Source organism: Micromonospora echinofusca (genome assembly GCF_017614955.1).
GTDB classification, from domain to species: domain Bacteria; phylum Actinomycetota; class Actinomycetes; order Mycobacteriales; family Micromonosporaceae; genus Micromonospora; species Micromonospora echinofusca_A.
The window spans coordinates 1-22608 of the sequence record NZ_WVUH01000085.1; the positions used below are offsets into that span (position 1 = coordinate 1).

Below are 22608 nucleotides of genomic sequence, written 5' to 3' on the forward strand. Positions count from 1 at the left end.
CGGCCGCGCTGACCGCCGTCGGTCTGGCCGCCCCGACCACCGTCGCTGTCGCGCCGGCCACCCCCGGTGGAGCCGCCGCGCCGGGGGGCCGGCTCGGTCTCGTCCTCCAGGCGCAGGGTCAGCGAGATGCGCTTGCGGGGTACGTCCACGTCGAGCACCTTGACCCGGACCACGTCCCCGGATTTGACCACGTCGCGGGGGTCCTTGACGAAGGTCCGGGACATCGCCGACACGTGTACCAGCCCGTCCTGGTGCACGCCGACGTCGACGAAGGCGCCGAACGCGGCGACGTTGGTGACCACCCCTTCCAGCACCATCCCGGGTGTGAGGTCGCTGATCTTCTCGACCCCCTCGGCGAAGGTGGCGGTGCGGAACGCCGGCCGCGGGTCCCGCCCCGGCTTCTCCAGCTCCTTGAGGATGTCGGTGACGGTGGGCAGGCCGAACGTGTCGTCGACGAAGTCGGTGGCCCGCAGGCCGCGCAGGATCGCACTCTGCCCGATCAGCGACCGCAGGTCACCGCCGGTGTGCTTCAGGATCCGCCGGACCACCGGGTACGCCTCGGGGTGCACGCTGGACGAGTCCAGCGGGTCGTCGCCGTCCCGGATGCGCAGGAACCCGGCGCACTGCTCGTACGCCTTCGGCCCGAGCCGGGACACCTTCTTCAGTTCGGAACGGGAGCGGAACGGCCCGTTCGCGTCCCGGTGCAGCACGATGTTCTCCGCGAGCCCGGCCCCGATGCCGGAGACCCGGGTCAGCAGCGGCGCCGACGCGGTGTTCACGTCCACCCCGACCGCGTTGACGCAGTCCTCGACCACCGCGTCCAGCGACCGGGAGAGCTTCACCTCGGACAGGTCGTGCTGGTACTGCCCCACCCCGATCGAACGCGGGTCGATCTTGACCAGTTCGGCGAGCGGGTCCTGCAACCGCCGGGCGATGGAGACCGCGCCGCGCAGCGAGACGTCCAGACCGGGCAGTTCCTGCGAGGCGTACGCCGAGGCGGAGTAGACCGACGCGCCCGCCTCGGACACCACGATCTTGGTCAGGCCCAGCTCCGGATGGCGTTTGATCAGGTCCCCGGCGAGCTTGTCGGTCTCCCGGGAGGCGGTGCCGTTGCCGATCGCGACCAGCTCCACCCCGTGCGCCTTCGCCAGCCGGGCCAGCGTGTCGATCGAGGCGTCCCACTGCCGGCGCGGCTCGTGCGGGTAGATCGTGTCGGTGGCGACCACCTTGCCGGTGGCGTCGACCACCGCGACCTTCACCCCGGTCCGCAGCCCCGGGTCGAGACCCATCGTGGCCCGGGTGCCGGCCGGCGCGGCGAGCAGCAGGTCCCGCAGGTTGGTGGCGAAGACCCGGACCGCCTCCTCCTCCGCCGCCTGCCACAACCGCATCCGCAGGTCCGCGCCGAGGTGGACCAGGATCCGGGTACGCCAGGCCCAGCGCACCGTGTCCGCGAGCCACCGGTCGGCCGGGCGGCCCCGGTCGGTCACCCCGAACCGGGTGGCGATCTCCGCCTCGTACCGGCCCGGGCCGGTCGGCACGTCGTCGACGTCGCCCTCCGGCTCGGGGTCCATGGTCAGGTCGAGCACGCCCTCCTTCTCGCCCCGGAACACCGCCAGTACCCGGTGCGAGGGGAGCTTCGGGTACGGCTCGGCGAAGTCGAAGTAGTCGGCGAACTTGGCGCCGGCTTCGGCCTGTCCCTCGCGTACCCGGGAAACCAGCCGGCCCCGCGACCACATCTGCTCACGCAGCGAACCGATCAGGTCGGCGTCCTCGGCGAACCGTTCGATCAGGATGGCCCGCGCGCCGTCCAACGCGGCGGTGGCGTCGGCCACCCCCCGGTCGGCGTCGACGTACCCGGCGGCGACCGTCTTCGGGTCCTGCCCCGGGTCGGCGAGCAGCGCGTCGGCCAGCGGCTCCAGCCCCGCCTCGCGGGCGATCTGCGCCCGGGTCCGCCGCTTCGGCTTGTACGGCAGGTAGATGTCCTCCAGCCGGGCCTTCGAGTCGGCCGCCATGATCTGGGCTGCCAGGGCGTCGTCGAGCTTGCCCTGGCTGCGGATCGACTCCAGCACCGCGCTGCGGCGTTCCTCCAGCTCGCGCAGGTAGCGCAGCCGCTCCTCCAGGGTGCGCAGCTGCGCGTCGTCGAGCGAGCCGGTGGCCTCCTTCCGGTACCGCGCGATGAACGGCACGGTCGACCCGCCGTCGAGCAGTTCGACAGCGGCCCTTACCTGGCCCTCGCGGACGCCGAGCTCCTCGGCGATCCGCTGGTGTACAGAGGTCGTCACGATCTGATCCGCCTTCTGGTGGTGGTTGCGCCTGTCGCATTCTGCCGGGCCGTCCGGACGTTGTCGCATCGTGCCGGGGCGCTCCGGGTGTCGCCGGTGGCTGCCGCGCCGTCCCCCGCCCGCCACCGGTACCCGGCCGAGGTGTTAACAAGGGGCCCTTCCTCTACCAGAAACGTTAAGCGGGGGCCCTTCCTTACCGGTGGGGGCGGGGCTGAGCTAACGTCCGATCATGGAACGACCTGCCGACCCCCGGGCCCGCCGGCTCTTCGGCGGCAGTGCCCGCGCCCTGGGTGACCTGGCCGCCAACCCGTTCCGGGCGGACCGGGACCGGATCGTCAGCTCCCCGTTCTTCGCCCGGCTGGCCGGGGTGACCCAGGTGATCAGCCCGGGCGGGTCGGGTCTGCTGGTGCACAACCGGCTCACGCACAGCCTGAAGGTCGCCCAGGTGGCCCGGGCGATCGCCGAACGGCTCACCGCCGACCCACGGTACCGCGACCTGCTGGACGCGCTCGGTGGCTGCGACCCGGACGTGGTGGAGGCGGCGGCGCTCGCCCACGACCTGGGGCACCCACCGTTCGGGCACCTCGGTGAGCAGGTGCTGGACCGGCTGGCCCGGCAACGCCTGGGCCTGCCCGACGGGTTCGAGGGCAACGCCCAGTCGTACCGGATCGTGACCAGTACCGAGATCCGGGGCGCCGCGACCACCGGGCTGGACCTGACGGCGGCGGTGCGGGCGGCGATGCTCAAGTACCCGTGGACCCGGCTGGACCACCCGGACCCGCACCCGAGGCACCTGGTCCCGCCGCCCCGGGGCGCGGCTGCTCCGGCGGACGACCCGGCGAGCGGCTCGGTGAAGTTCGGCGCGTACCGCACCGAGCTGGCGGACCTGCGGCAGGCCCGGGAGCCGTTCGTCGGGCGGATCGCCGACTGGCAGCAGACCGTGGAGGCGTCGGTGATGGACACCGCCGACGACATCGCGTACGCCATCCACGACGTGGAGGACTTCTACCGGGTGGGGGTGCTCCAGCAGGGCGCGGTCTCCGCCGAGCTGATGGCCTGGCAGCGGGAGGTCGGCCAGTTCCGCGCGATGACCGACGCGGCGCTCGGCGGTACCGCCCGGCGGCCGGGCACGGCGATCGAGCGGTTGCGCCGGCAGCTGCGTCGCAAGGACGGCTGGATCAGCGACGACGAGGCGTTCGCCGCCGCCGTCGAGCACGTCCGCGCCGAGCTGGTGGACGGGCTGCTGGCCGCCCCGTTCGACGGCTCGGTGGAGGCCGAGCAGTGTGTCGCCCGGTTCTCGGCGCGGTGGACGGCCCGGCTGGTCGACGCGATCACCGTGGTCGCCGAACCGTCGGTCCGCTCCGGTCACGTGCTGCTCGCCGGGGCGCAGTGGCACGAGGTGCAGGTGCTCAAGTTCGTCCACCACCGGTTCGTGCTGGCCCGGCCCGATCTGGCCCTGCACCAGCGGGGTCAGGGCCGGCTGCTGGCCACCCTGGTGGAGGCCCTGCTGAGCTGGATTCTCGACCCGGCCGAGGAGGCCCGGCTGCCCCGCCGGCTGCACGACCTGGTCGAGCTGGCCGAGGCCGAGCTGCATCCCCGTACCCCGCAGCGCGACGCGAAGGCCCGGGGCCGGGCGATCGTCGACTTCGTCGCCTCCCTCACCGACGGTCAGGCGGTGGCGCTGCTCGACGCGCTCTCCGGCCGTTCGGGTGCGCTCTGGACCGACGCATTCGTGCTCTGACCGGCGACGGCGGGTGCGGTCACGGTCAGAGGTCGGGTGTTCACCCGGCGTGGTTCGCCGGGTTTGGCGGGCGGGATCCCTACCATGCCCGTTATGGCATGCCGTGGGCGTGCTTCGGGGTATCGGGAGGAGTCGCCGGGGTGAAGCGAATTGTCTGGATCAGCTTCGAGATCACCGGGAAGGCGTGCCTGGAAGCGGCGGCACAGGCCGGTGCGGAGGTGGCCGGGATCGTCACGTTGCCCGGACCGGTCCGTCCCGAGGTCTCCGGCATGTGCGGCTTCGAGGACGTGGCGCAGCGGCTCGGCGTGCCGCTCGTCCACGCCCGCAACGTCAACGACCCGGAGTGCGTCGCGGCGGTCCGGGACCTCGCCCCGGAGAGCCTCTGGGTGATCGGCTGGTCGCAACTGCTCCGCGACGAGATCCTCGCCGTACCGTCCGGCGGGACGTTCGGCATGCACCCCGCCCTGCTGCCCCGGCACCGGGGGCGGGCACCGATCCCCTGGGCGATCATCACCGGCCTGGCCCGGACCGGGGTCACCCTCTTCGAGATCCCCGACGCGACCGCCGACTCCGGTCCGATCGTCGGCCAGAGCGTCATCGACATCGCGCCCGACGAGACGGCCACCACCCTCTACGCCAAGGTGCACGAGCAGAGCATCGACCTGGTCCGGACCTGCTTCCCGCAGATCGCCGCCGGCACCGCGCCCCGCATCCCGCAGGACCCGCGCCGGGCCAGCTACTGGACCAGACGCACCCCGCCGGACGGGCTGATCGACTGGGAGACCCGGGCACCCCAGCTCGACGCCTGGGTGCGGGCCCAGACCCACCCGTACCCGGGGGCGTTCACCTGGCTGGGCGACGAACGGCTGACCGTCTGGCGGGCCCGGCCGGAGACCAACGACCACCGGTCGCCCGCCGGCATGGTGCTCGAACACCGCCCCGACGGGGTACTCGTCGCCTGCGGCGCGGACGCGCTGCTGATCCGCGAGGTGTCGTACCGCGACCACGCGGTGCTCCGCGACACCGACCTGCACGGGCTGCTCGACAAGGGGACGGTGCTGGGATGAGCGACCGGCGGATCCTGATCCTCGCGGCCCACCCGGACGACGAGATCCTGGGCATGGGCGGCACCATCGCCCGGCACGCGGACCGTGGTGACGCGGTACGCATCTGCTGCGTGACCGACGGCTCCTCCACCCAGTACGCCGACGACACCGAGATCCTGCTCCAGAAGCAGGCCGAGGCGCGCAAGGCGGCGGCGACCCTCGGCGTCACCGACTACGTCCACCTCGACCTGCCGGACATGCGGTTGGACACCCTGCCGCACGTGGAGGTCAACCGGGTCGTGGAACGGCAGGTCGCCGAGTTCCAACCGGACACCGTCTACTGTGTCCAGGCCGACGTCAACCTCGACCACCGGACGGTCTTCTCCTCGGTGGCGGTGGCCACCCGGCCCCGCCCGGGGCAGTCGGTCCGGCGGGTCCTCACCTACGCCCCGACGTCCAGTACGGAGTGGACCCCCGCGCCGGAGACCTGGTGGGTGCCGAACTGGTTCGTCGACATCTCGGCCACCCTGGAACGCAAACTGGAGGCGTTCCGGCACTACCGGTCGGAGTGGCGGGAGTGGCCGCACCCCCGCAACGACCGGGCCCTGCGGGTCCACGCCGAGCACTGGGGCACGGTGGTGGGCTGCCCGGCGGCCGAGCCGTTCGTGCTGGTCCGGGGGATCGCCCTGCCCTGACCGGCAGCAGTGTGCTCCGCGGGACCGCCCTGCCCTGACCGGCCCGACCGGCGGAAGCGACCCCGCCGGACCCGTCCCGCGGCACCGGGGGTGGTCGGCTCAGGCCACCGTCTGCCACCAGGCGTCGACCGGCGGGGGCTGGTCCACCACCACCCGCTCGCCGGGACGGGGTACCGCCAGCCGGACCCCGCGCGCCTTGGTCTCCCGCCAGAGCCGGTCGACCGGCTCGGCCCAGGAGTGCAGGGCCAGGTTGAACGTCGCCCAGTGCACCGGGACGAGCAGGTCACCCCGCAGGTCCAGATGGGCGGCGACGGCCTCCTCCGGGAACATGTGGATGTGCGGCCAGGCGGCGTCGTACGCGCCGATCTGCATCAGCGTCACGTCGAACGGGCCGTGGGCGGCGCCGATCGCCGCGTACCCGTCGAAGTAGCCCGAGTCACCGGTGTAGAAGACCCGCCGGTGCGTACCGGCCACCACCCAGGACGCCCAGAGGGTGCCGTCCCGGCGCAGCCCCCGGCCGGAGAAGTGCTGGGCGGCGGTGGCGGCGATCTCCAGCCCGCCGATGCGGTGCCGTTCGTCCCAGTCCAGTTCGACGATCCGCCCGGCCGGTACGCCCCAGCGTTCCAGGTGCGCGCCGACGCCGAGCGGGACGAGGAACGGGGCCGACTGGGTCCGGGTGAGTCCACGGACCGAGGCGACGTCCAGGTGGTCGTAGTGGTCGTGGGAGATCAGGATGGCGTCCAGCCGGGGCAGTTCGTCCAGCGCCACCGGCGGGGCGTGCAACCGGCGCGGACCGACCAGCGCCGACGGGGAGCAGCGGTCGCTCCAGACCGGATCGGTCAGCACCCGGTGCCCTTCGATCTCGATCAGTGTCGAGGCGTGCCCGTGCCAGACGATGTTCAGCTCAGGCCCGGTCGGACCGGCGGGCGGGTCGGCCGGCCGCAGGACCGGCACCGGCAGCGTGGGCCGGCGCCGTTGCGGGCCGAAGAGCAGCTCGCGGAGCAGGTTCCGGCCGGGCTCGGTGACCATGGTGCGGGTACCGACCGGGTTGCGGAACACCCCGTCGCGGTACTGCGGGGAGCCGGCCACCCGCTGCGCGCGGTCCCCCCGGATCCGTCCGCCGAGCGCCGTCGGGATGTCCCGGAGCGCCCAGGCGGTCGCGGCCACCGCCACGCCCACCGCGCCCGCCGTTGCCGCCCGCCGCCGTCGTTGCCGCCGCCGGTCCGGTTCCGTCGCCGCTGCCATCAGGGTGCCCCTCCCTTGCCGTCCGGCGTCCCACGTTAGCCAGCCGCGCCCAGCCGGGCCCACCGGCCGCCGGGTGGTGGTGGGCCCGGTCCGGGCGCGGGTGCGGCCGGACCGGGTGTCGCGGCGGCCGGTGGACCTGTCGGCAACCGGGGCAGCCTGCGGCGGGGTCGGTCAGCCGCCGTTGCTGGGCCGGTGGCGGGCCGCCCGCCGGGCCGTCCCCACGCCGTCGAGCGCGGACACGGCGTCGAGGAACCGGCGACCCATCACCGCGCGGGCCGCCACCGCCGGATGGGTGGCGCCGAAGTTGTCCGGGTCGGCCTGACCGGCGGCGAACATCGCGTACGTCAGCACCGGGCTGCCCGAGGTGTCGAAGACCACCCCGGCCTCGTTGCGGGCGTCGCCGTACCAGCCCGCCTTGGTGGCCACCCGGGCCCGCTCCCCGGACGACATGGTGCGCCGGAAACCGTCGGTGTACGCGACGGGGGAGCGCAGCAGCCCGAGCAGGAACGCCGTCGAGCCGGGGGCGAGCAACCGGTCACCGACCAGGGCCTGGAGCAGGTCGTGCGTCTCCCGGGGGGTGGTGCTGCCGAGGAAGAACCGGTTCGGGTTCGCCACCGGCTGCACCTGGGTCTGCGGGAAGCCCTTGGCCACCAGGATCTGGTTGATCTCCGCCGCCGGGCAGACCAGCCCGCACAGCCGTACGGCGGTGTCGTCGGAGACGGTGAGCAGGTTGGCCAGCACGTGCCCCAGGGTGACCGAGCTGGGGTACGCCCCGTCCAGACTGAAGATGCCGTCGCCGCCCGGGACCACGATCGCGGCGGTCACCTCCACCTGCTGGGTGAGGCTGAGCAGACCCCGGTCGACCTTGTCCAGTACCGCCGTGGCCACCGCGATCTTGTTGACGCTGTACGCCTCGACCCGGTCGTCCGCCCCCTCCGCAACGGCGGCGACCGGTGGTCCGGCCGGATCGGCCACGGTGACGTACGAGTGCCACGTCCCGCCGGCCCGGAGCTTCTGCCGCTGGTAAACGGCGGCGATCCGGTCGGCGGCGGACTGCGGGGTGGTCGGGGTGCCGTCGTCGTCCCCCTGGTCGGCCGGCTCCGCGTCGGCCGGGGCCGCCGGCCCCAGTACGGCGCCGGCGGTGGCCACCGAGCCGAGGCCGAGGGCGGTCCTCCGGTTGATCCTGATCGTCAAGCGCCTCTCCCGTCCTGGATGTTCCGTACCGGCTGGGTACGTCCCGGCCACCCTAGGCGATTCGCGGCTTTTCCGAGGTCCCGGCAGGCGCCCGCCGCCACCGGGCGGGGCGCCGCCAGCCACCGCGTACCGCCTCCCCGGCCGGATTCGGCCGGAACACCGTGCCGTCGTGCGCGGACACCGTTCGGCGGTCCAGTCCGGCCCGGCGCATCAACGGGCCGACCAGGGTGTCGTACACCCCCGGCAGCACCGTGAAGCCGAACCGCAGCACCGGGTTCGCCCACCCGACCGGTACGTCCCGGCGGGGCCGGTCGGCGCACCGGACCACCGCCCGGGCCACCCGTCCGGGGTCCAGCAGCGGTGGCGGCGGCCGGCCACCCACCCCCAGGTAGCTGGCGGCCTGCCGGTAGACCGGGGTGTCCACCCCGCCGGGGCTGACCAGGCAGACGTGCACCCCGGGCAGGTCCCGGTTCTCCTGCCGCAGCACCCGGGCCAGCCCGCGCTGCCCCCACTTGCTGGTCACGTACCCGCTCAGGTACGGCGTGGTGACCTGCCCGAGCACGGAGCTGCCGAGGATCAGCACACCGGTCCGGCGCTGCCGGAAGTGCCGCAGCGCCACCCGGGCCACCCGGGCCGCGCCCAGCAGGTCGGTCCGGACCACCTGCTCGAAGACCTCCTCGGGGACCTCGTCGAACCGGCCGTAGGCGATCACCGCCGCGGTGTGCAGCCACACGTCGATCCGGCCGAACCGGTCCACCGCCGCGTCGGCCAACGCCTGGACCGCACCGGGAACGGTGACGTCGGTGGGTACCGCCACCGCCACCGCCTCCGCGCCGGCCGCCCCGCACTCGGCGCGTACCTCGGCCAGGGTGTCCGGCGCGCGGGCGGCGAGCACCAGACGGTCGCCGCGGGCGGCGAACAGGTGGGCCGCCGCCCGGCCGATCCCGCTGGACGCCCCGGTGACCACCACCACCCGGCTCACGGGGCGAGGACCACCTTGACGCACCCGTCGGCCTTCTCCTGGAACATCCGGTACGCCTGCGGCGCCTCGTCCAGCGGTACCCGGTGGGTGCGCAGGTCCTGCACGCCCAGCGGGTCACCGTCGGCGGTGAGCAGGGGCAGGATCTCGTCGGTCCAGCGGCGGACGTGGCACTGCCCCATCCGGAGCTGGACACCCCGGTCGAACAGCTCCATCATCGGCATCGGGTCCTGCTCGCCGCCGTACACCCCGGAGATCGACACGGTGCCGCCCCGCCGGACCGCCTTCACCGCCGCGTGCAGCACGCTGAGCCGGTCCACCCCGGCCCGGTCGATCAGCGACTGGGCCAGCCGGTCCGGGAGCAGCCCGGCGGCGGCCTGGGCCAGCTTCCCGGTGGGGGAGCCGTGCGCCTCCATCCCGACCGCGTCGATCACCGCGTCCGGGCCGCGCCCGCCGACCAGGTCGACCAGGGTCCCGGGTACGTCGTCCAACTCGCTGACGTCGAGCACCTCGACCCCGTGCCGGCGGGCCATCTCCAGCCGCTCCGGTACCAGGTCCAACCCGATCACCCGGTCGGCACCGAGATGCCGGCCGATCCGGGTGCAGAACTGCCCGACCGGCCCGAGGCCGAACACCGCGAGCGTGCCGCCGGGCGGGACGTCCGCGTACCGGACGGCCTGCCAGGCGGTGGGCAGGATGTCGGAGAGGTAGAGGTACCGCTCGTCCGGCCCGTCCGCCGGGACCTTGATCGGGCCGAACTGGGCCTGCGGCACCCGCAGGTACTCGGCCTGGCCGCCGGGTACCGACCCGTAGAGCGAGGTGTAGCCGAACAGGGCGGCGCCCTTGCCCTCGGCGCGGACCTGGGTGGTCTCGCACTGGGCGTAGAGCTGCCGCTCGCACATCCAGCACGAGCCGCAGGCGATGTTGAACGGCACCACCACCCGGTCACCCGGGCGTAACCGGGTCACCCCCGGGCCGACCTCCTCGACGATCCCCATCGGTTCGTGGCCGAGGACGTCACCGGGTTTCAGGTACGGCCCGAGCACCTCGTACAGGTGCAGGTCGGAGCCGCAGATCGCGGTCGAGGTGATCCGCACGACCGCGTCGGTCGGCTCCTCGATCTTCGGGTCGGGCACCGTCTCCACCCGAACGTCACGCTTGCCGTGCCAGGTCAGTGCCCGCATACCGGTCCCTCCGCCGTGTCGGATCCTGCGTAGGGACTGCTACCCCGGAACCGGTCGGTGAACCGTGGGAAGTGCGACGGTGACGACCAGACCGCCGCCGGGCCGGGGCAGGGCGTGCACCGTACCCCCGTGCGCCCGGGCCACCGCCCGGACGATGGACAGGCCCAGCCCGAACCCCCGGTTGCCGGCGGTCCGTTCCCGGTTGAGTCGCCGGAACGGCAGGAACATCGACTCGACCTCGTACCCGGGCACCACCGGACCACTGTTGGTGACGGTCAGCACGGCCCGGTCGCCGACCGTCGTGGTGGCGACGGTCAGCCAGCCGCCTTCGTCGACGTTGTGCCGTACCGCGTTGTCCAGCAGGTTCTGGGTCAGCCGTTCCAGCAGCACCGGGTCGCCCACCGTCCGGGCCGGGGCCAGGTCGACCGAGACGGTCAGGGCCGTCCGGCCGGCGGTCTGGTCGCCCAGGTGGCCGGCCACCTCGGCGAGATCCACCTCGGTACGCTCGCCCAGCTCGTTCTCCGAGTCGGCCAGGGTGAGCAGCCCGTCGATGAGCCGTTCGTGCCGTTCGTTCACCGTGAGCAGCGTCTCCCCGAGCTGGCGCAGCTCCGCCGGGGCGTCTGGCCGGGTGATGGCCAGCTCGACCAGGGACCGGTTGATCGCCAGCGGGGTACGCAGCTCGTGCGAGGCGTTGGCGACGAACCGCCGCTGGCCGTCGAAGGACCGGTCGAGGCGTTCCAGCATCAGGTCGAAGGTGTCGGCCAGTTCCTTCACCTCGTCGGTCGGCCCGGCCAGCGCGATGCGTTCGTGCAGGCCCCGGCCGGCGCTGTCCGCCCCGGCGATCCGGCGGGCGGTGCCGGTGATCTGGTTCAGCGGCTGCAACGCCCGACCGGCGACCAGCCAGCCGAACGCGACGGCGGCGACCGTCACCACGGCCAGCGCCACCCCGCCCTGGGTGAGCAGCGAGTCCAGGGCGTCCTGCCGGGCGTCCTCCTGGACCTGCCGGACCAGACCGCGCAGCGTCTCCGCCTGCTCGGCGGTGATCGGCGTACCGGACTGCGGCAGCGGCACACTGCGGGAACCCGAACCGCGCAGGTTGAACCCGAGCCCCCGGGTCAGGCGCTGGTCCACCAGCACGTACGTCACCGCGAGCAGGACCGTACCGGCGAACAGGAACAACCCGCCGTAGATCAGCGTCAGCCGGGCGCGGATGGTCAGCTTCTTCACCGGACCCGGTCTCCCGTCACCGTCACCGTCACCGTCGCCATCGCCATCGCCATCGCCGGCAGCGTCACCGGATCTGGTACCCGACGCCGGGCACCGTCTCGATGACGGGTGGCTCGCCGAGCTTGCGGCGCAGCTTCATCACGGTGACCCGCAACACGTTGGTCAGCGGGTCGATGTGCTCGTCCCAGGCCCGTTCGAGGAGTTCCTCGGTGGAGACCACCGCCCCGTCGGCCCGCAGCAACTCGGCCAGCACCCCGAACTCCTTGCGGGACAGCGCCACGTGCCGACCGTCCCGGGTGACCTCCAGCCGGGCCGGGTCGAGGACGATGCCGGCCCGGGCCAGCCGGGGCGGCGCGGCCGGCCGGGTCCGCCGGGTCAGCGCGTGCACCCGGGCACTCAGCTCGATGAACGCGAACGGCTTGGTCAGGTAGTCGTCGGCACCGATGGCCAGGCCGGCGACCCGTTCCCGGACCGCTGCGGCGGCGGTCAGCATCAGTACCCGGGTGTCCCGTTCGGACTCGACCACCGCCCGGCACACGTCGTCGCCGTGCACCACCGGCAGGTCCCGGTCCAGCACCACCACGTCGTACCCGTTGACCCCGAGCCGTTGCAGCGCGGCGTCCCCGTCGTACGCGACGTCCACCGCGAACGCCTCCCGGCGCAGCCATTCGGCGATCGCATCCGCCAGGAGTCTCTCGTCCTCGACCACCAGTACCCGCACCGTTGCATCTTCCTCCACGCCGGCATAACCACGCCGTTAACGGCACCCCGGCGTTTACGCCCCCGCTACGGCCCGTCACGTTGACTCGTCCACGGAGCCGGTCGCCGACCGGCCTGGGAGAAAGGAGTACACGACGATGCGGGGACGGCTGACGGGCGTACTGCTCGCCCTGCCCCTCGTGGCGGCCCTCGGGCTGGCCGCCTGCGGCGGGGACGACCGGGACGACGGTGGGGTGGCCACGGCCGGTGGCGACGGCGCGAAGCCGACGCTCACCGCCGTCGCGTTGAGCGACGAGGAACGCCGGATCAGGTTCACCAGCTGCCTGCGCGAGGAGGGGCTGGACGTGCCGGACCCGGAGCCGGGACAGAACGGCCCACGCTTCAACTTCGGTGCCGACGTGGACCCGGCCAAGGTGGAGGCGGCCCTCCAGGCGTGCCGCGAGTTCGCCCCGAACGGCGGCCAGCCCCGGCAGCTCAACGCCGAGCAGATCGAACAGGTCCGCAAACTCGCCCGCTGCATGCGGGAGAACGGCGTACCCCACTTCCCGGACCCGGAGGCCGACGGCCGGATCCAGCCGGGCAAGGCCGGTATCGACCGGAAGGACCCGGCGGTCCGGGCGGCGTTCGACAAGTGCCGCGAGTCGTTGCCCAACCTCGGCGACCGTCGGGGGACGCCGTGAGCGCGCCGTTCGGCACGGACGCCGGGGCCGCCCCGGTGACCGGAGGGGACGGTACGCCCGACCCACCGGCCCGGCGCCGCCGCTGGCGGCCGGTCACGGTGCTGGCCGCCGGGACGGTCGTCGCGTTGGCCGGCGGGGCGGTCGCGGTCGGGGTGGCCGCCGACGGCAGCGCCGGGGAGTCGGCCGGCGCCGCCCCGCCCCCACCGGCCACCACCGCCGTCACCCGGCAGACGCTCGTGGACCGGGAGACCAAGACCGGCGAGCTGGGGTACGGCACTCCGCGCGCCCTGGACAGCCGGTACAACGGCACGCTGACCTGGCTGTCCGCCACCGGCAGCACGGTCACCCGGGGAAAGGCCCTCTACCGGGTCGACGACACCCCGGTGGTGCTGCTGTACGGCAGCCTGCCGGCGTACCGGACGCTGCGTTCCGGGGTCGACGGCCGGGACGTCGAACAGTTCGAGCGCAACCTGACCGAACTCGGCTACACCGGCTTCACCGTCGACCAGGAGTTCACCTCCGCCACCGCCGACGCGGTCCGCGCCTGGCAGGACGACCTCGGGGTGCCGGAGACCGGCCAGGTCGAGCCGGGCCGGATCGTCTACGCCGCCGGCACGGTCCGGGTGGCCAGCCAGGGCGCCGAGGTGGGCGACGCGGTCGGCCCGGGCCGGGCGGTGCTCTCCGTCACCGGCACCGCCCGGCTGGTCACCTGCACCCTGGACATCGACGACCAGCGGCTGGCCCGCAAGGGTGCGGAGGTGACCATCACCCTGCCCGACGGGAAACGGACCACTGGCCGGATCGGTGCCGTCGAGACGGTCATCCAGACCTCGGCCGGGGCGGCCGGCCAGGACCCGGTCACCGAGACGAAGATCGAGGTCTCGGTGACCGGCGACGACCCTGCCGCCCTCACCGGCTTCGAACAGGCGGCGGTCGACGTCGGGTTCGTCGCCGCCGAACGCGCCGACGTGCTCACCGTGCCGGTCGCCGCGCTGCTCGCCCTCGCCGAGGGCGGGTACGGCCTCCAGGTCGTCGACGACGCGGGTACCCGGATCGTCGCGGTGAAGACCGGTCTCTTCGCCGCCGGCCGGGTCGAGGTCTCCGGCGACGCGGTCGTCGAGGGGCTGACGGTGGGGATGCCCGGTGACTGAGCCGCGCCCGACCACCGTCGACCACGTCGTGGAGCTGCGGAACGTCTCCCGGCGGTACGGCGACAGCGTCGCCGCCCTCGACGGGGTCGACCTGACCGTCGGCCGGGGCGAACTGGTCGCCATCGTCGGCCCGTCCGGATCCGGCAAGTCCACCATGCTCAACGTGATCGGCACCCTGGACCGGCCCACCTCGGGCACGGTACGCATCGACGGGTACGACACGTCGACGTTGACCGACCGGGAACTGTCCGCCCTGCGGGCCAGCCGGATCGGCTTCGTGTTCCAGCAGTTCCACCTGGCGGTGGGCGTACCGCTGGTGGAGAACGTCGCCGACGGGCTGCTCTACGCGGGCGTACCCCGGCGGGAGCGGCACCGGCGCGCGGAGACCGCGCTGCGGCGGGTCGGGTTGGGGCACCGGCTGGACCACCGCCCGCACCAGCTCTCCGGCGGTGAACGGCAGCGGGCGGCGATCGCCCGGGCCGTGGTCGGGGAACCTCCGCTGCTGCTCGCCGACGAGCCCACCGGCAACCTGGACTCCACCTCCGGTGCCGGGGTCATGGAGCTGCTGCACGGGCTGCACGCGGCCGGCACCACGGTCGTGGTGATCACCCACGACCGGGAGATCGCGGCCAGTCTGCCCCGCCAGGTGCACATGCGCGACGGGCGGATCGTGGCCGACCACGTCCTGCTGCGGGAGGTGCTCCGGTGACCGCGACAGCGACCCGGTCGGAGGGGACGGCCCGCCCGGTCCGGCTGCGCCCGGCCCGACTGAGTGCGCGTGACGTGCTGCGGGTCGGCGGGGTGGGGCTGCGTACCCGACCGCTGCGGGCCTTCCTCTCCGCGCTGGGTATCGCCATCGGCATCGCGGCGATGATCGCCGTCGTCGGGATCTCCTCGTCGTCCCGGGCCGACCTGGACCGGACGTTGGCGGCGCTCGGCACCAACCTGCTCACCGTCGCGCCGGGCAGCACCCTGTTCGGTGCCGACGCCCAGCTACCGACCGAGTCGGTGGCGATGATCTCCCGGATCGGCCCGGTGCAGCAGGTCGCCGCGGTCGCCCAGCTCGCCGACACGCCGGTCTACCGGTCGGACCGGATCCCGGCACCGCAGACCGGTGGGCTCGGTACCCAGGCGGTCACCCTGGACGTCCTGGCGACCGTCGGTGGCACGGTGGCCCACGGCACCTGGCTCAACGAGGCCACCGCGCGGTACCCGGCCACCGTGCTCGGTGCGGTCGCCGCCGAACGGCTCGGGCTCGGCGCGGCCGGACCGGACATCCAGGTCTACATCGACGGTCGGTGGTTCACCGTGGTCGGGATCCTCCGGCCGGTCCCGCTGGCCCCGGAACTCGACTCGGCGGCGCTGGTCGGCTGGCCGGCCGCCACCACCTACCTGGGGCTGGACGGGCACCCGACCCGGATCTACACCCGCTCCGCCGAGCGGCACGTCGAGGCGGTACGCGGGGTGCTCGCCGCGACCGCCAACCCGGAGCAGGCCAACGAGATCCAGGTGTCCCGCCCCTCCGACGCGCTCGCCGCCCGGCAGGCCACCGACGAGGCGTTCACCGGCCTGCTGCTGGGCCTGGGCGCGGTGGCGCTGCTGGTCGGGGGCGTCGGCGTGGCGAACACGATGGTCATCTCGGTGCTGGAGCGGCGGGCCGAGATCGGCCTGCGCCGGGCGCTCGGCGCCACCCGGGGCCAGGTCCGGACCCAGTTCCTCGCCGAGTCGCTGCTGCTGTCCGCGCTCGGCGGGCTGGGCGGGGTGCTGCTGGGGGTGGTCGTCACCGCCGGCTACGCCCTCTCCCGGGACTGGCCGACGGTGGTGCCCCTGTGGGTGATGGCCGGCGGCATCGGGGCGACGGTGGTCATCGGCGCGGTGGCCGGGCTCTACCCGGCGGTCCGGGCCAGCCGGCTCTCGCCCACCGAGGCGCTGGCCACGCCCTGACGGTACGGCCCCGCAGCGGCGGGTCACCCCACGCGGGGCGGGACGGGTGCGGCGCCCGGCGACCGGTACGGATACCGGGCGCCGGGCGCCGTCGCGTCACCGGGTCAGCTCGAGCAGTTCCCAACCGCCCAGCGGACCGGCCGGGTCGGTGCGCAGGTTCATCGGGTTGGCCATACCGAGGTAGACGGTGGAACCGTCCGCCACCATGGTCCGTACGCCCTGGTTGAGCGGGTTGCCGAAGCCGGTCCGGTCGACCGCGCGGGCCGGCCGCCCCGGGGCGTCGAACGACCACAGGTCGGAGCCGAAGGTGGGCGGGTCGACCGCCGTCGCCCCGGTCTCCGGTGCCGGCATCTCGCCACCGAGGGCGATGTAGGCGAAGTCCATGGTGCCGATGTAGAGCCGCCCACCGGCCACCAGCATCTTCCAGGCGTACAGGTTGTAGGGGTCGTTGAAGCCGGACCCGCCGTAGACCGGGGTCATCCCGGTCGGACGGGTCTGCCAGCCACCCACCCCGCCGTTCGCGGCGGGGTCGAAGGCCGGCAGCTGCGACTCACCGTAGAGCGTCTCGACCGCCCGGTCGGCACCGTCGAAGTCCCGGCCCCGGAAGACCACGAACGCCCGCTGTGTGTTCTGCACGGTGGCCGCCAGCTGGGCCTGGTTCTTCGGCGGGTACACCGCGAGGTGCAGCGCGGTGGCCTGGAGCGGAACGTGCATGGTGCCCCAGTAGAGGTGACCGCCGTAGGAGGCGAGACCGCCCAGCGCGTACGCCCGCCGCACCACCGGGTCCGGCTCGTACTCGGCGGCCGACCAGACCTGCGTCCAGCTGTGGGCGTCGCCCGGGGTCAGGCCCGGCTCCCCGTCCGCCAGCAGCGGGCTCATCCAGATGCTCGCCAGGTCGGTGGTGTCGACGGCGCCGGTGCCCACCCCGGTGGCGGCGGTACCCGTCCCGGTGCCGTCCGCGCCGGTCACGCCCGCGCCCACGATGGCCTTCGGCCAGGTGGAGACGTAGATCCGGCCCTGGTGCACGGTGAGGTCGGCGACCTGGGTCGGCAGGTCGGCGACCTCGGTGAAGGAGAACGGATCGGTCCGGTCGCCCGTCCAGCGCAGGACCCGACCCGAGTCGCCGCCGTTGGTGCCCAACCCGACACCCGCGTAGAGCACGCCGTCGGCGATCGCGAAGTGCCGGATGTTCTCGTACGCGCCCAGATTCGTCGAACCGAGGAAGCGGCCGGTGAAGGTGTCGAAGGCGAACAGGTTGACCCCGGCGACGAGGCTGGGGCCACCGAGCAGCACCACGCCCTGGTGGGCGGTACCGCTGCGCAGGCCGGCCGTCGAGCGCAACAGTGCCGCGTCGGCGGGCGAGGCGGCGGTGATGTCCGCGGTCCGTTCGGTGAGGCGCTCGGACGCCAGGTCGTAGGTGTAGACCTCCGGCATCCGGTGGTCACCGAGGTTGGCCGGCAGGGAGGGGTTCTGCCGGGCCGGCTGGCTGTTGGCGAACTCGCAGGCGTAGTCGTCGTTGAGGATCGGCTCCCCGACGTCGTAGCCCTCCGGCTTGAGGCAGAGCACGTTCGCCCCGGTACCGAACCAGAGTTGCCGTCCGGCCTTGGCCAGGCCCCAGACGTACGACTGGTTGACCTTCTCCCGGCCCACCGCGCAGGGTGGCCCGGCCGGGTAGTCGACGCCGATCCCGGCGAAACACTCGTCGGCGGCGGCCTTGGCCAGCAGCCGTACGGTCTCCGGGTGGTGCCCGGTGGTGACCTCGGCGGCGGCGGGGGCGGCCGAGGTGGCGACGAGACCCAGGACGGCGAGGACGGGTAGTAGTCGTCCTGGTAGGTGGAGCCGACGCATCTGTCTTCCTTCCGGCACCGTTCGGGGCGGCGCCGGTACCCGGGCACGGGTCGCCGGATCGCCGCCGGCTGAAGGGGGTTTGCACGGAGCCGTGCGGAAGAGACGCTAACACTTCCATGAATGGCTTTCGGGTTGTTCCCGCCATTAAATAATTTGGAACCGGGTGGTCGCCGCCGGCCCGGTGGCCGGGTGTTTTCCGGATAGCGGCGAGTCGGGCGTACCATTCGCGACCAGCCGTAATTGACGGCCATTGTGCAGGGCGCTTTTCCGGACTGCGAAAAATGGCCGTTGTTCACTCGGCATAAGCGTGCGATATGAACTTCTTCGGAGTTCACCAGAAGTTCTCACTGTCGTGCCTCAGGTGCCGGGGGTGTCGCCCCGTTTCGCGGTCGCCCGCAGGTAGTCCCGGTTCAGCCGGCCGATGGTGCTCAACGGGATGCCCTTCGGGCAGACCGCCGTGCACTCGCCGGCGTTCGTGCACCCGCCGAACCCGGCCTCGTCGTGGGCGTCGACCATGCCGAGGACCCGGGTGTACCGCTCGGGCTGGCCCTGCGGCAGCAGGCCGAGCTGGGTGACCTTCGCGGCGGTGAAGAGCATGCCCGACCCGTTCGGGCAGGCCGCCACGCAGGCCCCGCAGCCGATGCAGGCCGCCGCCTCGAAGGCCGCGTCGGCGTTCGCCTTCGCCACCGGCGTGGCGTGCGCCTCCGGGGCGCTGCCGGTGGGTGCGGTGACGTAACCGCCGGCCGCGATGATCCGGTCGAACGCGTTGCGGTCCACCACCAGGTCCTTCACCACCGGGAAGGCGCGGGCCCGCCACGGCTCGATGTCGATCGTCTCGCCGTCGGTGAAGTGCCGCATGTGCAGCTGACAGGCGGTGGTACCGCGCTGCGGGCCGTGCGCGTTGCCGTTGATGACCATGCCGCAGGCGCCGCAGATCCCCTCGCGGCAGTCGTGGTCGAAGGCGACCGGCTCCTCGCCGGCCAGGGTGAGCCGTTCGTTGAGTACGTCGAGCATCTCCAGGAACGACATGTCCGGGGAGATGTCCGCGACCGGGTAGGTGACCATCCGGCCCTTGTCTCCCGGGCCGGACTGCCGCCAGATGCGCAGGGTGAGGTTCACTTGTAGCTCCGCTGCGAGGGGTGGACGTATTCGAAGGTCAGGTTCTCCCGGTGCAGCACCGCCGGCCGGTCGCTGCCGGTGTACTCCCAGGCCGCGACGTAGGCGAACCGCTCGTCGTCGCGCTGCGCCTCCCCGTCGGGCGTCTGGTGCTCGGCCCGGAAGTGACCGCCGCAGGACTCCTCCCGGTGCAGCGCGTCGACGCACATCAGCTCGGCCAGTTCGAAGAAGTCGGCCACCCGGCCGGCCTTCTCCAGTGCCTGGTTCAGCCGCTCGCCGTCCCCGGGCACCCGGACCCGCTGCCAGAACTGCTCGCGCAGCGCCCGGATCTCACCGATCGCCTTGCGCAGGCCGGCGTCGGTACGTTCCATGCCGCAGTGCTCCCACATGATCTGGCCCAGCTCCCGGTGGAACGAGTCGACCGTCCGGTCACCGTCGACCGCCAGCAGCCGGGCCAGCCGGTCCTCGACGTCCGCGCGGGCCGCGACCGCCTCCGGGTGGTTGGCGTCGACCGGTGCGAACGGGCCGGCGGCCAGATAGTCGGCGATGGTGTTGGGCAGGACGAAGTACCCGTCGGCCAGCCCCTGCATCAGCGCCGAGGCACCGAGCCGGTTCGCCCCGTGGTCGGAGAAGTTCGCCTCCCCGATGACGAACAGACCCGGGACGGTCGACTGGAGGTCGTAGTCGACCCAGAGCCCGCCCATCGTGTAGTGCACCGCCGGGTAGATCCGCATCGGCACCCGGTACGGGTCCTCACCGGTGATCCGCTCGTACATCTCGAAGAGGTTGCCGTACCGGGCCTCGACGGCGTTGCGGCCGAGCCGGCCGATCGCGTCGGCGAAGTCCAGGTAGACCCCGAGACCGGTGGGGCCGACCCCGTGCCCGGAGTCGCAGACGTTCTTCGCCGCGCGGGAGGCGATGTCCCGGGGGACCAGGTTGCCGAACGCCGGGTACATCCGCTCCAGGTAGTAGTCCCGTTCGTTCTCCGGGATGTCCCGGGGAGCCCGGTCGTCGCCCTTTGCCTTCGGTACCCAGACCCGGCCGTCGTTGCGCAGCGACTCGCTCATCAGGGTCAGCTTCGACTGGTACCCGCCGGAGACCGGGATGCAGGTCGGGTGGATCTGCGTGTAGCACGGGTTGGCGAAGTAGGCGCCCTTGCGGTGTGCCCGCCAGGTGGCGGTGACGTTGCAGCCCTTGGCGTTGGTGGAGAGGTAGAAGACGTTGCCGTACCCGCCGGAGGCGAGCACCACCGCGTCCGCGAACTCGGTGCTGATCTCGCCGGTGACCAGGTCCCGGACCACGATGCCCCGGGCCCGGCCGTCCACCACGACCAGTTCCAGCATCTCGTGCCGGGAGTTCATCTCCACGGTCCCGGCCGCGATCTGCCGTTCCAGTGCCTGGTACGCGCCGAGCAGCAGTTGCTGGCCGGTCTGCCCCCGGGCGTAGAAGGTGCGCTGCACCTGTGCGCCGCCGAAGGACCGGGTGTCCAGCAGCCCGCCGTACTCGCGGGCGAACGGCACGCCCTGGGCCACGCACTGGTCGATGATCTCGACGGAGACCTGGGCCAGCCGGTGCACGTTCGACTCCCGGGAGCGGAAGTCGCCGCCCTTGACGGTGTCGTAGAAGAGCCGGTGGACCGAGTCGCCGTCGTTGCGGTAGTTCTTCGCCGCGTTGATGCCGCCCTGCGCCGCGATCGAGTGGGCCCGACGCGGGCTGTCCTGGTAGCAGTACGACTTCACCCGGTAGCCCAGCTCGCCGAGGGTGGCGGCGGCCGACCCGCCGGCCAGGCCGGTACCGACCACGATCACGGTGAGCTTGCGGCGGTTGGCCGGGTTGACCAGTCTGGCGGCGAAGCGGCGGCGGTCCCAGCGGGTCTCCACCGGACCGTCCGGTGCCGTGGTGTCGGCGATCGGGTCGCCCTCCTGCCAGAGATCCATGATCAGTCCACCAATCCGGTGAGTACGGCGAACGGGACCGCGAGATAGCCGGCGCAGAGCGCCACCGCGAGGACCAGCGCCACGGCTCGGGCCCGGCGCTCGCCGCGCGGGGTCTGCTGGCCGAGGCTGCGCAGGGCGCTGAACGCGCCGTGCCGCAGGTGGAAACCGACGGCGACGACCGCCAGGGTGTAGAAGAGGGTCACGTACCAGCGGTCCGGCGCGAAGTCGGCGACCACGTTGGCGTAGGGGCGGCTCGGGTCGCCGACCGGGTTCAGCGCCCCGGTGGTCAGGTCGAGCAGGTGGTAGATCACGAAGAGTCCGATGATCACGCCGCCCCAGCGCATCGTCCGGGCCGCGTAGCTGCCCTGTACCGGCCTCCGGTGGGCGTACCGCACCGGACGGGCGGCGCGGGCCCGCAGCGCGAGCGTGGTGGCGGCCCCGATGTGGGCCAGCACCGCGACCAGCAGCACGGTCCGCAGGATCCAGAGGAACCAGACCCCGGGCAGCAGCGGGGCGCCGATCTCGCGCAGCCAGTGCGCGTAGTGGTCGAACGAGGTCTGGCCGGTGAAGATCTTCAGGTTGCCGAGCATGTGCGCGATCAGGAACAGCACCAGGACGATGCCCGTCACCGCCATCACGGCCTTGAGGCCGACACTGGAGCGGATGGGCGACCGAGTCGTGACTACCACCCGATCGACGCTAGGAGAGCAGCATTCAGTCGTCCAATGCATCGAAACCGTAGTTCCGATAGCTTTAAGCTATGTAGATGCAGCTCCATCAGCTGAGGTACTTCGTGGCGGTGGCCGAAGCCCGACATTTCACCCAGGCGGCGGACCTGGTCGGCATCACCCAGCCTTCGCTGAGTAAGCAAATTCACGCCCTGGAGAGCAGCCTCGGTGCCCCGCTCTTCGAGCGGATCCGGGGCAACATCACCCTCACCGCCGCCGGGGAGGTGCTGCTGCCGCTGGCCCGCCGGATCCTCGCCGACACCGACACCGCCCAGCGCGAGGTCCAGGAGCTGATGGGGCTGCGCCGGGGGCGGGTACGCCTCGGCGCCACCCCCAGCCTGGTCACCTCGCTCGCCCCGCCGGTGCTGCGCCGGTTCCGGGACGCCCACCCCAACGTCGACCTGCGGGTGGAGGAGAGCGGGTCCCAGGACCTGGTCCGCGACCTGCTCCGGGGCGAGCTGGACCTGGCCCTGATCATCCTGCCCGCCCAGGGCACCGACCCGGGGCTGCGGGTGGAGCCGATCCTGCGGGAGAGCCTGGTGGTCGCCTCGGTCGACCCGCTGCCGGTCACCACCGACGGCGGCGCACTGCACCTCACCGACCTGCGTGGCCAGCCGCTGCTGATGTTCCGGGCCGGCTACGACCTGCGTGACGCCACCCTCGCCGCCTGCCGGGAGGCCGGGTTCGAACCCACCTTCGCCGTCGACGGCGGTGAGATGGACGCGGTGCTCAGCTTCGTCGAGGCCGGCCTCGGCGTCGCCCTGGTACCCGGCATCGTGGTGGCCCGGCGCCCCGGCATCCGGGTCACCCCGCTCGCCCCGCCCGGGGTGCGCCGCACCATCGCGCTGGCCCGCCGACGGGAGGCCGTACCCACCCACGCCGCCCGGGAAC

Annotated in this window: 18 protein-coding genes and 1 pseudogene; 8 read left to right on the forward strand and 11 right to left on the reverse strand. The window is 73.0% G+C overall.

Translation table 11 applies throughout. The features are described from left to right. Positions 1 to 2290, reverse strand: a pseudogene (locus tag GSF22_RS12405) (Tex family protein); the annotation flags it as partial. Between the two features lie 221 nt (positions 2291 to 2511). Between GSF22_RS12405 and GSF22_RS12410 the strand changes: the two are divergent. From GSF22_RS12410 to GSF22_RS12420, 3 genes are all read left to right on the forward strand, one after another. Next, the gene (locus tag GSF22_RS12410) at positions 2512 to 4023 is read left to right on the forward strand and encodes a deoxyguanosinetriphosphate triphosphohydrolase family protein (protein WP_208813692.1); all 1512 of its coding nucleotides are present in this window, start codon (positions 2512 to 2514) and stop codon (positions 4021 to 4023) included. A gap of 140 nt (positions 4024 to 4163) precedes the next feature. Further along, complete coding sequence (locus GSF22_RS12415; RefSeq protein ID WP_208813693.1) at positions 4164 to 5090, forward strand: methionyl-tRNA formyltransferase; 927 nt, start codon at positions 4164 to 4166, stop codon at positions 5088 to 5090. Next, positions 5087 to 5764, forward strand: coding sequence for a PIG-L deacetylase family protein (locus GSF22_RS12420; protein WP_208813694.1), 678 nt, complete (start codon positions 5087 to 5089; stop codon positions 5762 to 5764). Before GSF22_RS12415 ends, GSF22_RS12420 begins: the two co-directional genes overlap by 4 nt. A 99-nt stretch (positions 5765 to 5863) precedes the next feature. Here the strand turns inward: GSF22_RS12420 and GSF22_RS12425 are convergent, their stop codons facing one another. From GSF22_RS12425 to GSF22_RS12450, 6 genes are all read right to left on the reverse strand, one after another. Further along, complete coding sequence (locus GSF22_RS12425) at positions 5864 to 7009, reverse strand: MBL fold metallo-hydrolase (RefSeq protein ID WP_208813695.1); 1146 nt, start codon at positions 7007 to 7009, stop codon at positions 5864 to 5866. Positions 7010 to 7180: 171 nt separating this feature from the next. Next, complete coding sequence (locus GSF22_RS12430; RefSeq protein ID WP_208813696.1) at positions 7181 to 8203, reverse strand: serine hydrolase; 1023 nt, start codon at positions 8201 to 8203, stop codon at positions 7181 to 7183. 52 nt (positions 8204 to 8255) lie between these two features. After that, positions 8256 to 9185: an SDR family NAD(P)-dependent oxidoreductase gene (locus GSF22_RS12435; RefSeq protein ID WP_208813697.1), complete on the reverse strand. Its 930-nt coding sequence runs from the start codon at positions 9183 to 9185 to the stop codon at positions 8256 to 8258. Then, the gene (locus GSF22_RS12440) at positions 9182 to 10366 is read right to left on the reverse strand and encodes a zinc-dependent alcohol dehydrogenase (RefSeq protein WP_208813698.1); all 1185 of its coding nucleotides are present in this window, start codon (positions 10364 to 10366) and stop codon (positions 9182 to 9184) included. Before GSF22_RS12440 ends, GSF22_RS12435 begins: the two co-directional genes overlap by 4 nt. A gap of 39 nt (positions 10367 to 10405) precedes the next feature. Beyond that, entirely contained in the window at positions 10406 to 11593 is a 1188-nt protein-coding gene (locus GSF22_RS12445) for a sensor histidine kinase (protein ID WP_208813699.1), read from the reverse strand. Positions 11594 to 11657: 64 nt separating this feature from the next. After that, positions 11658 to 12314, reverse strand: a complete 657-nt coding sequence (locus GSF22_RS12450) for a response regulator transcription factor (protein WP_208813700.1) — start codon at positions 12312 to 12314, stop codon at positions 11658 to 11660. 136 nt (positions 12315 to 12450) lie between these two features. Here GSF22_RS12450 and GSF22_RS12455 point away from each other — a divergent pair, with 136 nt between their 5' ends. From GSF22_RS12455 to GSF22_RS12470, 4 genes are read left to right on the forward strand one after another with little or no spacing between them, the layout of a single operon-like run. Further along, positions 12451 to 12993, forward strand: coding sequence for a hypothetical protein (locus GSF22_RS12455; protein ID WP_244367244.1), 543 nt, complete (start codon positions 12451 to 12453; stop codon positions 12991 to 12993). Beyond that, positions 12990 to 14144, forward strand: coding sequence for a peptidoglycan-binding protein (locus GSF22_RS12460; protein WP_307803946.1), 1155 nt, complete (start codon positions 12990 to 12992; stop codon positions 14142 to 14144). Before GSF22_RS12455 ends, GSF22_RS12460 begins: the two co-directional genes overlap by 4 nt. Beyond that, on the forward strand, positions 14137 to 14853 hold the full coding sequence (locus tag GSF22_RS12465; RefSeq protein ID WP_208813701.1) for an ABC transporter ATP-binding protein: 717 nt from the start codon (positions 14137 to 14139) through the stop codon (positions 14851 to 14853). The genes GSF22_RS12460 and GSF22_RS12465 overlap by 8 nt, the downstream gene beginning before the upstream one ends. Beyond that, complete coding sequence (locus GSF22_RS12470) at positions 14850 to 16088, forward strand: ABC transporter permease (protein WP_307803948.1); 1239 nt, start codon at positions 14850 to 14852, stop codon at positions 16086 to 16088. Before GSF22_RS12465 ends, GSF22_RS12470 begins: the two co-directional genes overlap by 4 nt. 96 nt (positions 16089 to 16184) lie before the next feature. On the opposite strand, the gene GSF22_RS12475 is transcribed toward GSF22_RS12470, so the two are convergent. From GSF22_RS12475 to GSF22_RS12490, 4 genes are all read right to left on the reverse strand, one after another. Beyond that, positions 16185 to 17936: a hypothetical protein gene (locus tag GSF22_RS12475; protein ID WP_244367246.1), complete on the reverse strand. Its 1752-nt coding sequence runs from the start codon at positions 17934 to 17936 to the stop codon at positions 16185 to 16187. A 357-nt stretch (positions 17937 to 18293) separates the two neighbouring features. Then, positions 18294 to 19055 carry a succinate dehydrogenase/fumarate reductase iron-sulfur subunit gene (locus GSF22_RS12480; protein ID WP_208813702.1) on the reverse strand — a complete coding sequence of 254 codons (762 nt, stop codon included), beginning with the start codon at positions 19053 to 19055 and terminating at the stop codon, positions 18294 to 18296. Then, positions 19052 to 20989 (reverse strand): fumarate reductase/succinate dehydrogenase flavoprotein subunit, encoded by a 1938-nt coding sequence (locus GSF22_RS12485; protein ID WP_208813703.1) that lies wholly within the window; start codon positions 20987 to 20989, stop codon positions 19052 to 19054. Before GSF22_RS12485 ends, GSF22_RS12480 begins: the two co-directional genes overlap by 4 nt. A 2-nt stretch (positions 20990 to 20991) precedes the next feature. After that, positions 20992 to 21678 (reverse strand): succinate dehydrogenase cytochrome b subunit, encoded by a 687-nt coding sequence (locus GSF22_RS12490; RefSeq protein WP_307803949.1) that lies wholly within the window; start codon positions 21676 to 21678, stop codon positions 20992 to 20994. A gap of 77 nt (positions 21679 to 21755) precedes the next feature. Here GSF22_RS12490 and GSF22_RS12495 point away from each other — a divergent pair. After that, the coding region (locus tag GSF22_RS12495) for a LysR family transcriptional regulator (protein ID WP_208813705.1) at positions 21756 to 22608 on the forward strand (853 nt) is incomplete at its 3' end.

What these genes read in the sequence shown, in the direction of transcription:
- GSF22_RS12410 (WP_208813692.1), top strand. Translation starts at nt 2,512, where the DNA reads ATGGAACGACCTGCCGACCCCCGGGCCCGCCGGCTCTTCGGCGGCAGT.
- GSF22_RS12420 (WP_208813694.1), top strand. Translation starts at nt 5,087, where the DNA reads ATGAGCGACCGGCGGATCCTGATCCTCGCGGCCCACCCGGACGACGAG.
- GSF22_RS12425 (WP_208813695.1), bottom strand. Translation starts at nt 7,009, where the DNA reads ATGGCAGCGGCGACGGAACCGGACCGGCGGCGGCAACGACGGCGGCGG.
- GSF22_RS12440 (WP_208813698.1), bottom strand. Translation starts at nt 10,366, where the DNA reads ATGCGGGCACTGACCTGGCACGGCAAGCGTGACGTTCGGGTGGAGACG.
- GSF22_RS12455 (WP_244367244.1), top strand. Translation starts at nt 12,451, where the DNA reads ATGCGGGGACGGCTGACGGGCGTACTGCTCGCCCTGCCCCTCGTGGCG.
- GSF22_RS12475 (WP_244367246.1), bottom strand. Translation starts at nt 17,936, where the DNA reads ATGCGTCGGCTCCACCTACCAGGACGACTACTACCCGTCCTCGCCGTC.
- GSF22_RS12485 (WP_208813703.1), bottom strand. Translation starts at nt 20,989, where the DNA reads ATGGATCTCTGGCAGGAGGGCGACCCGATCGCCGACACCACGGCACCG.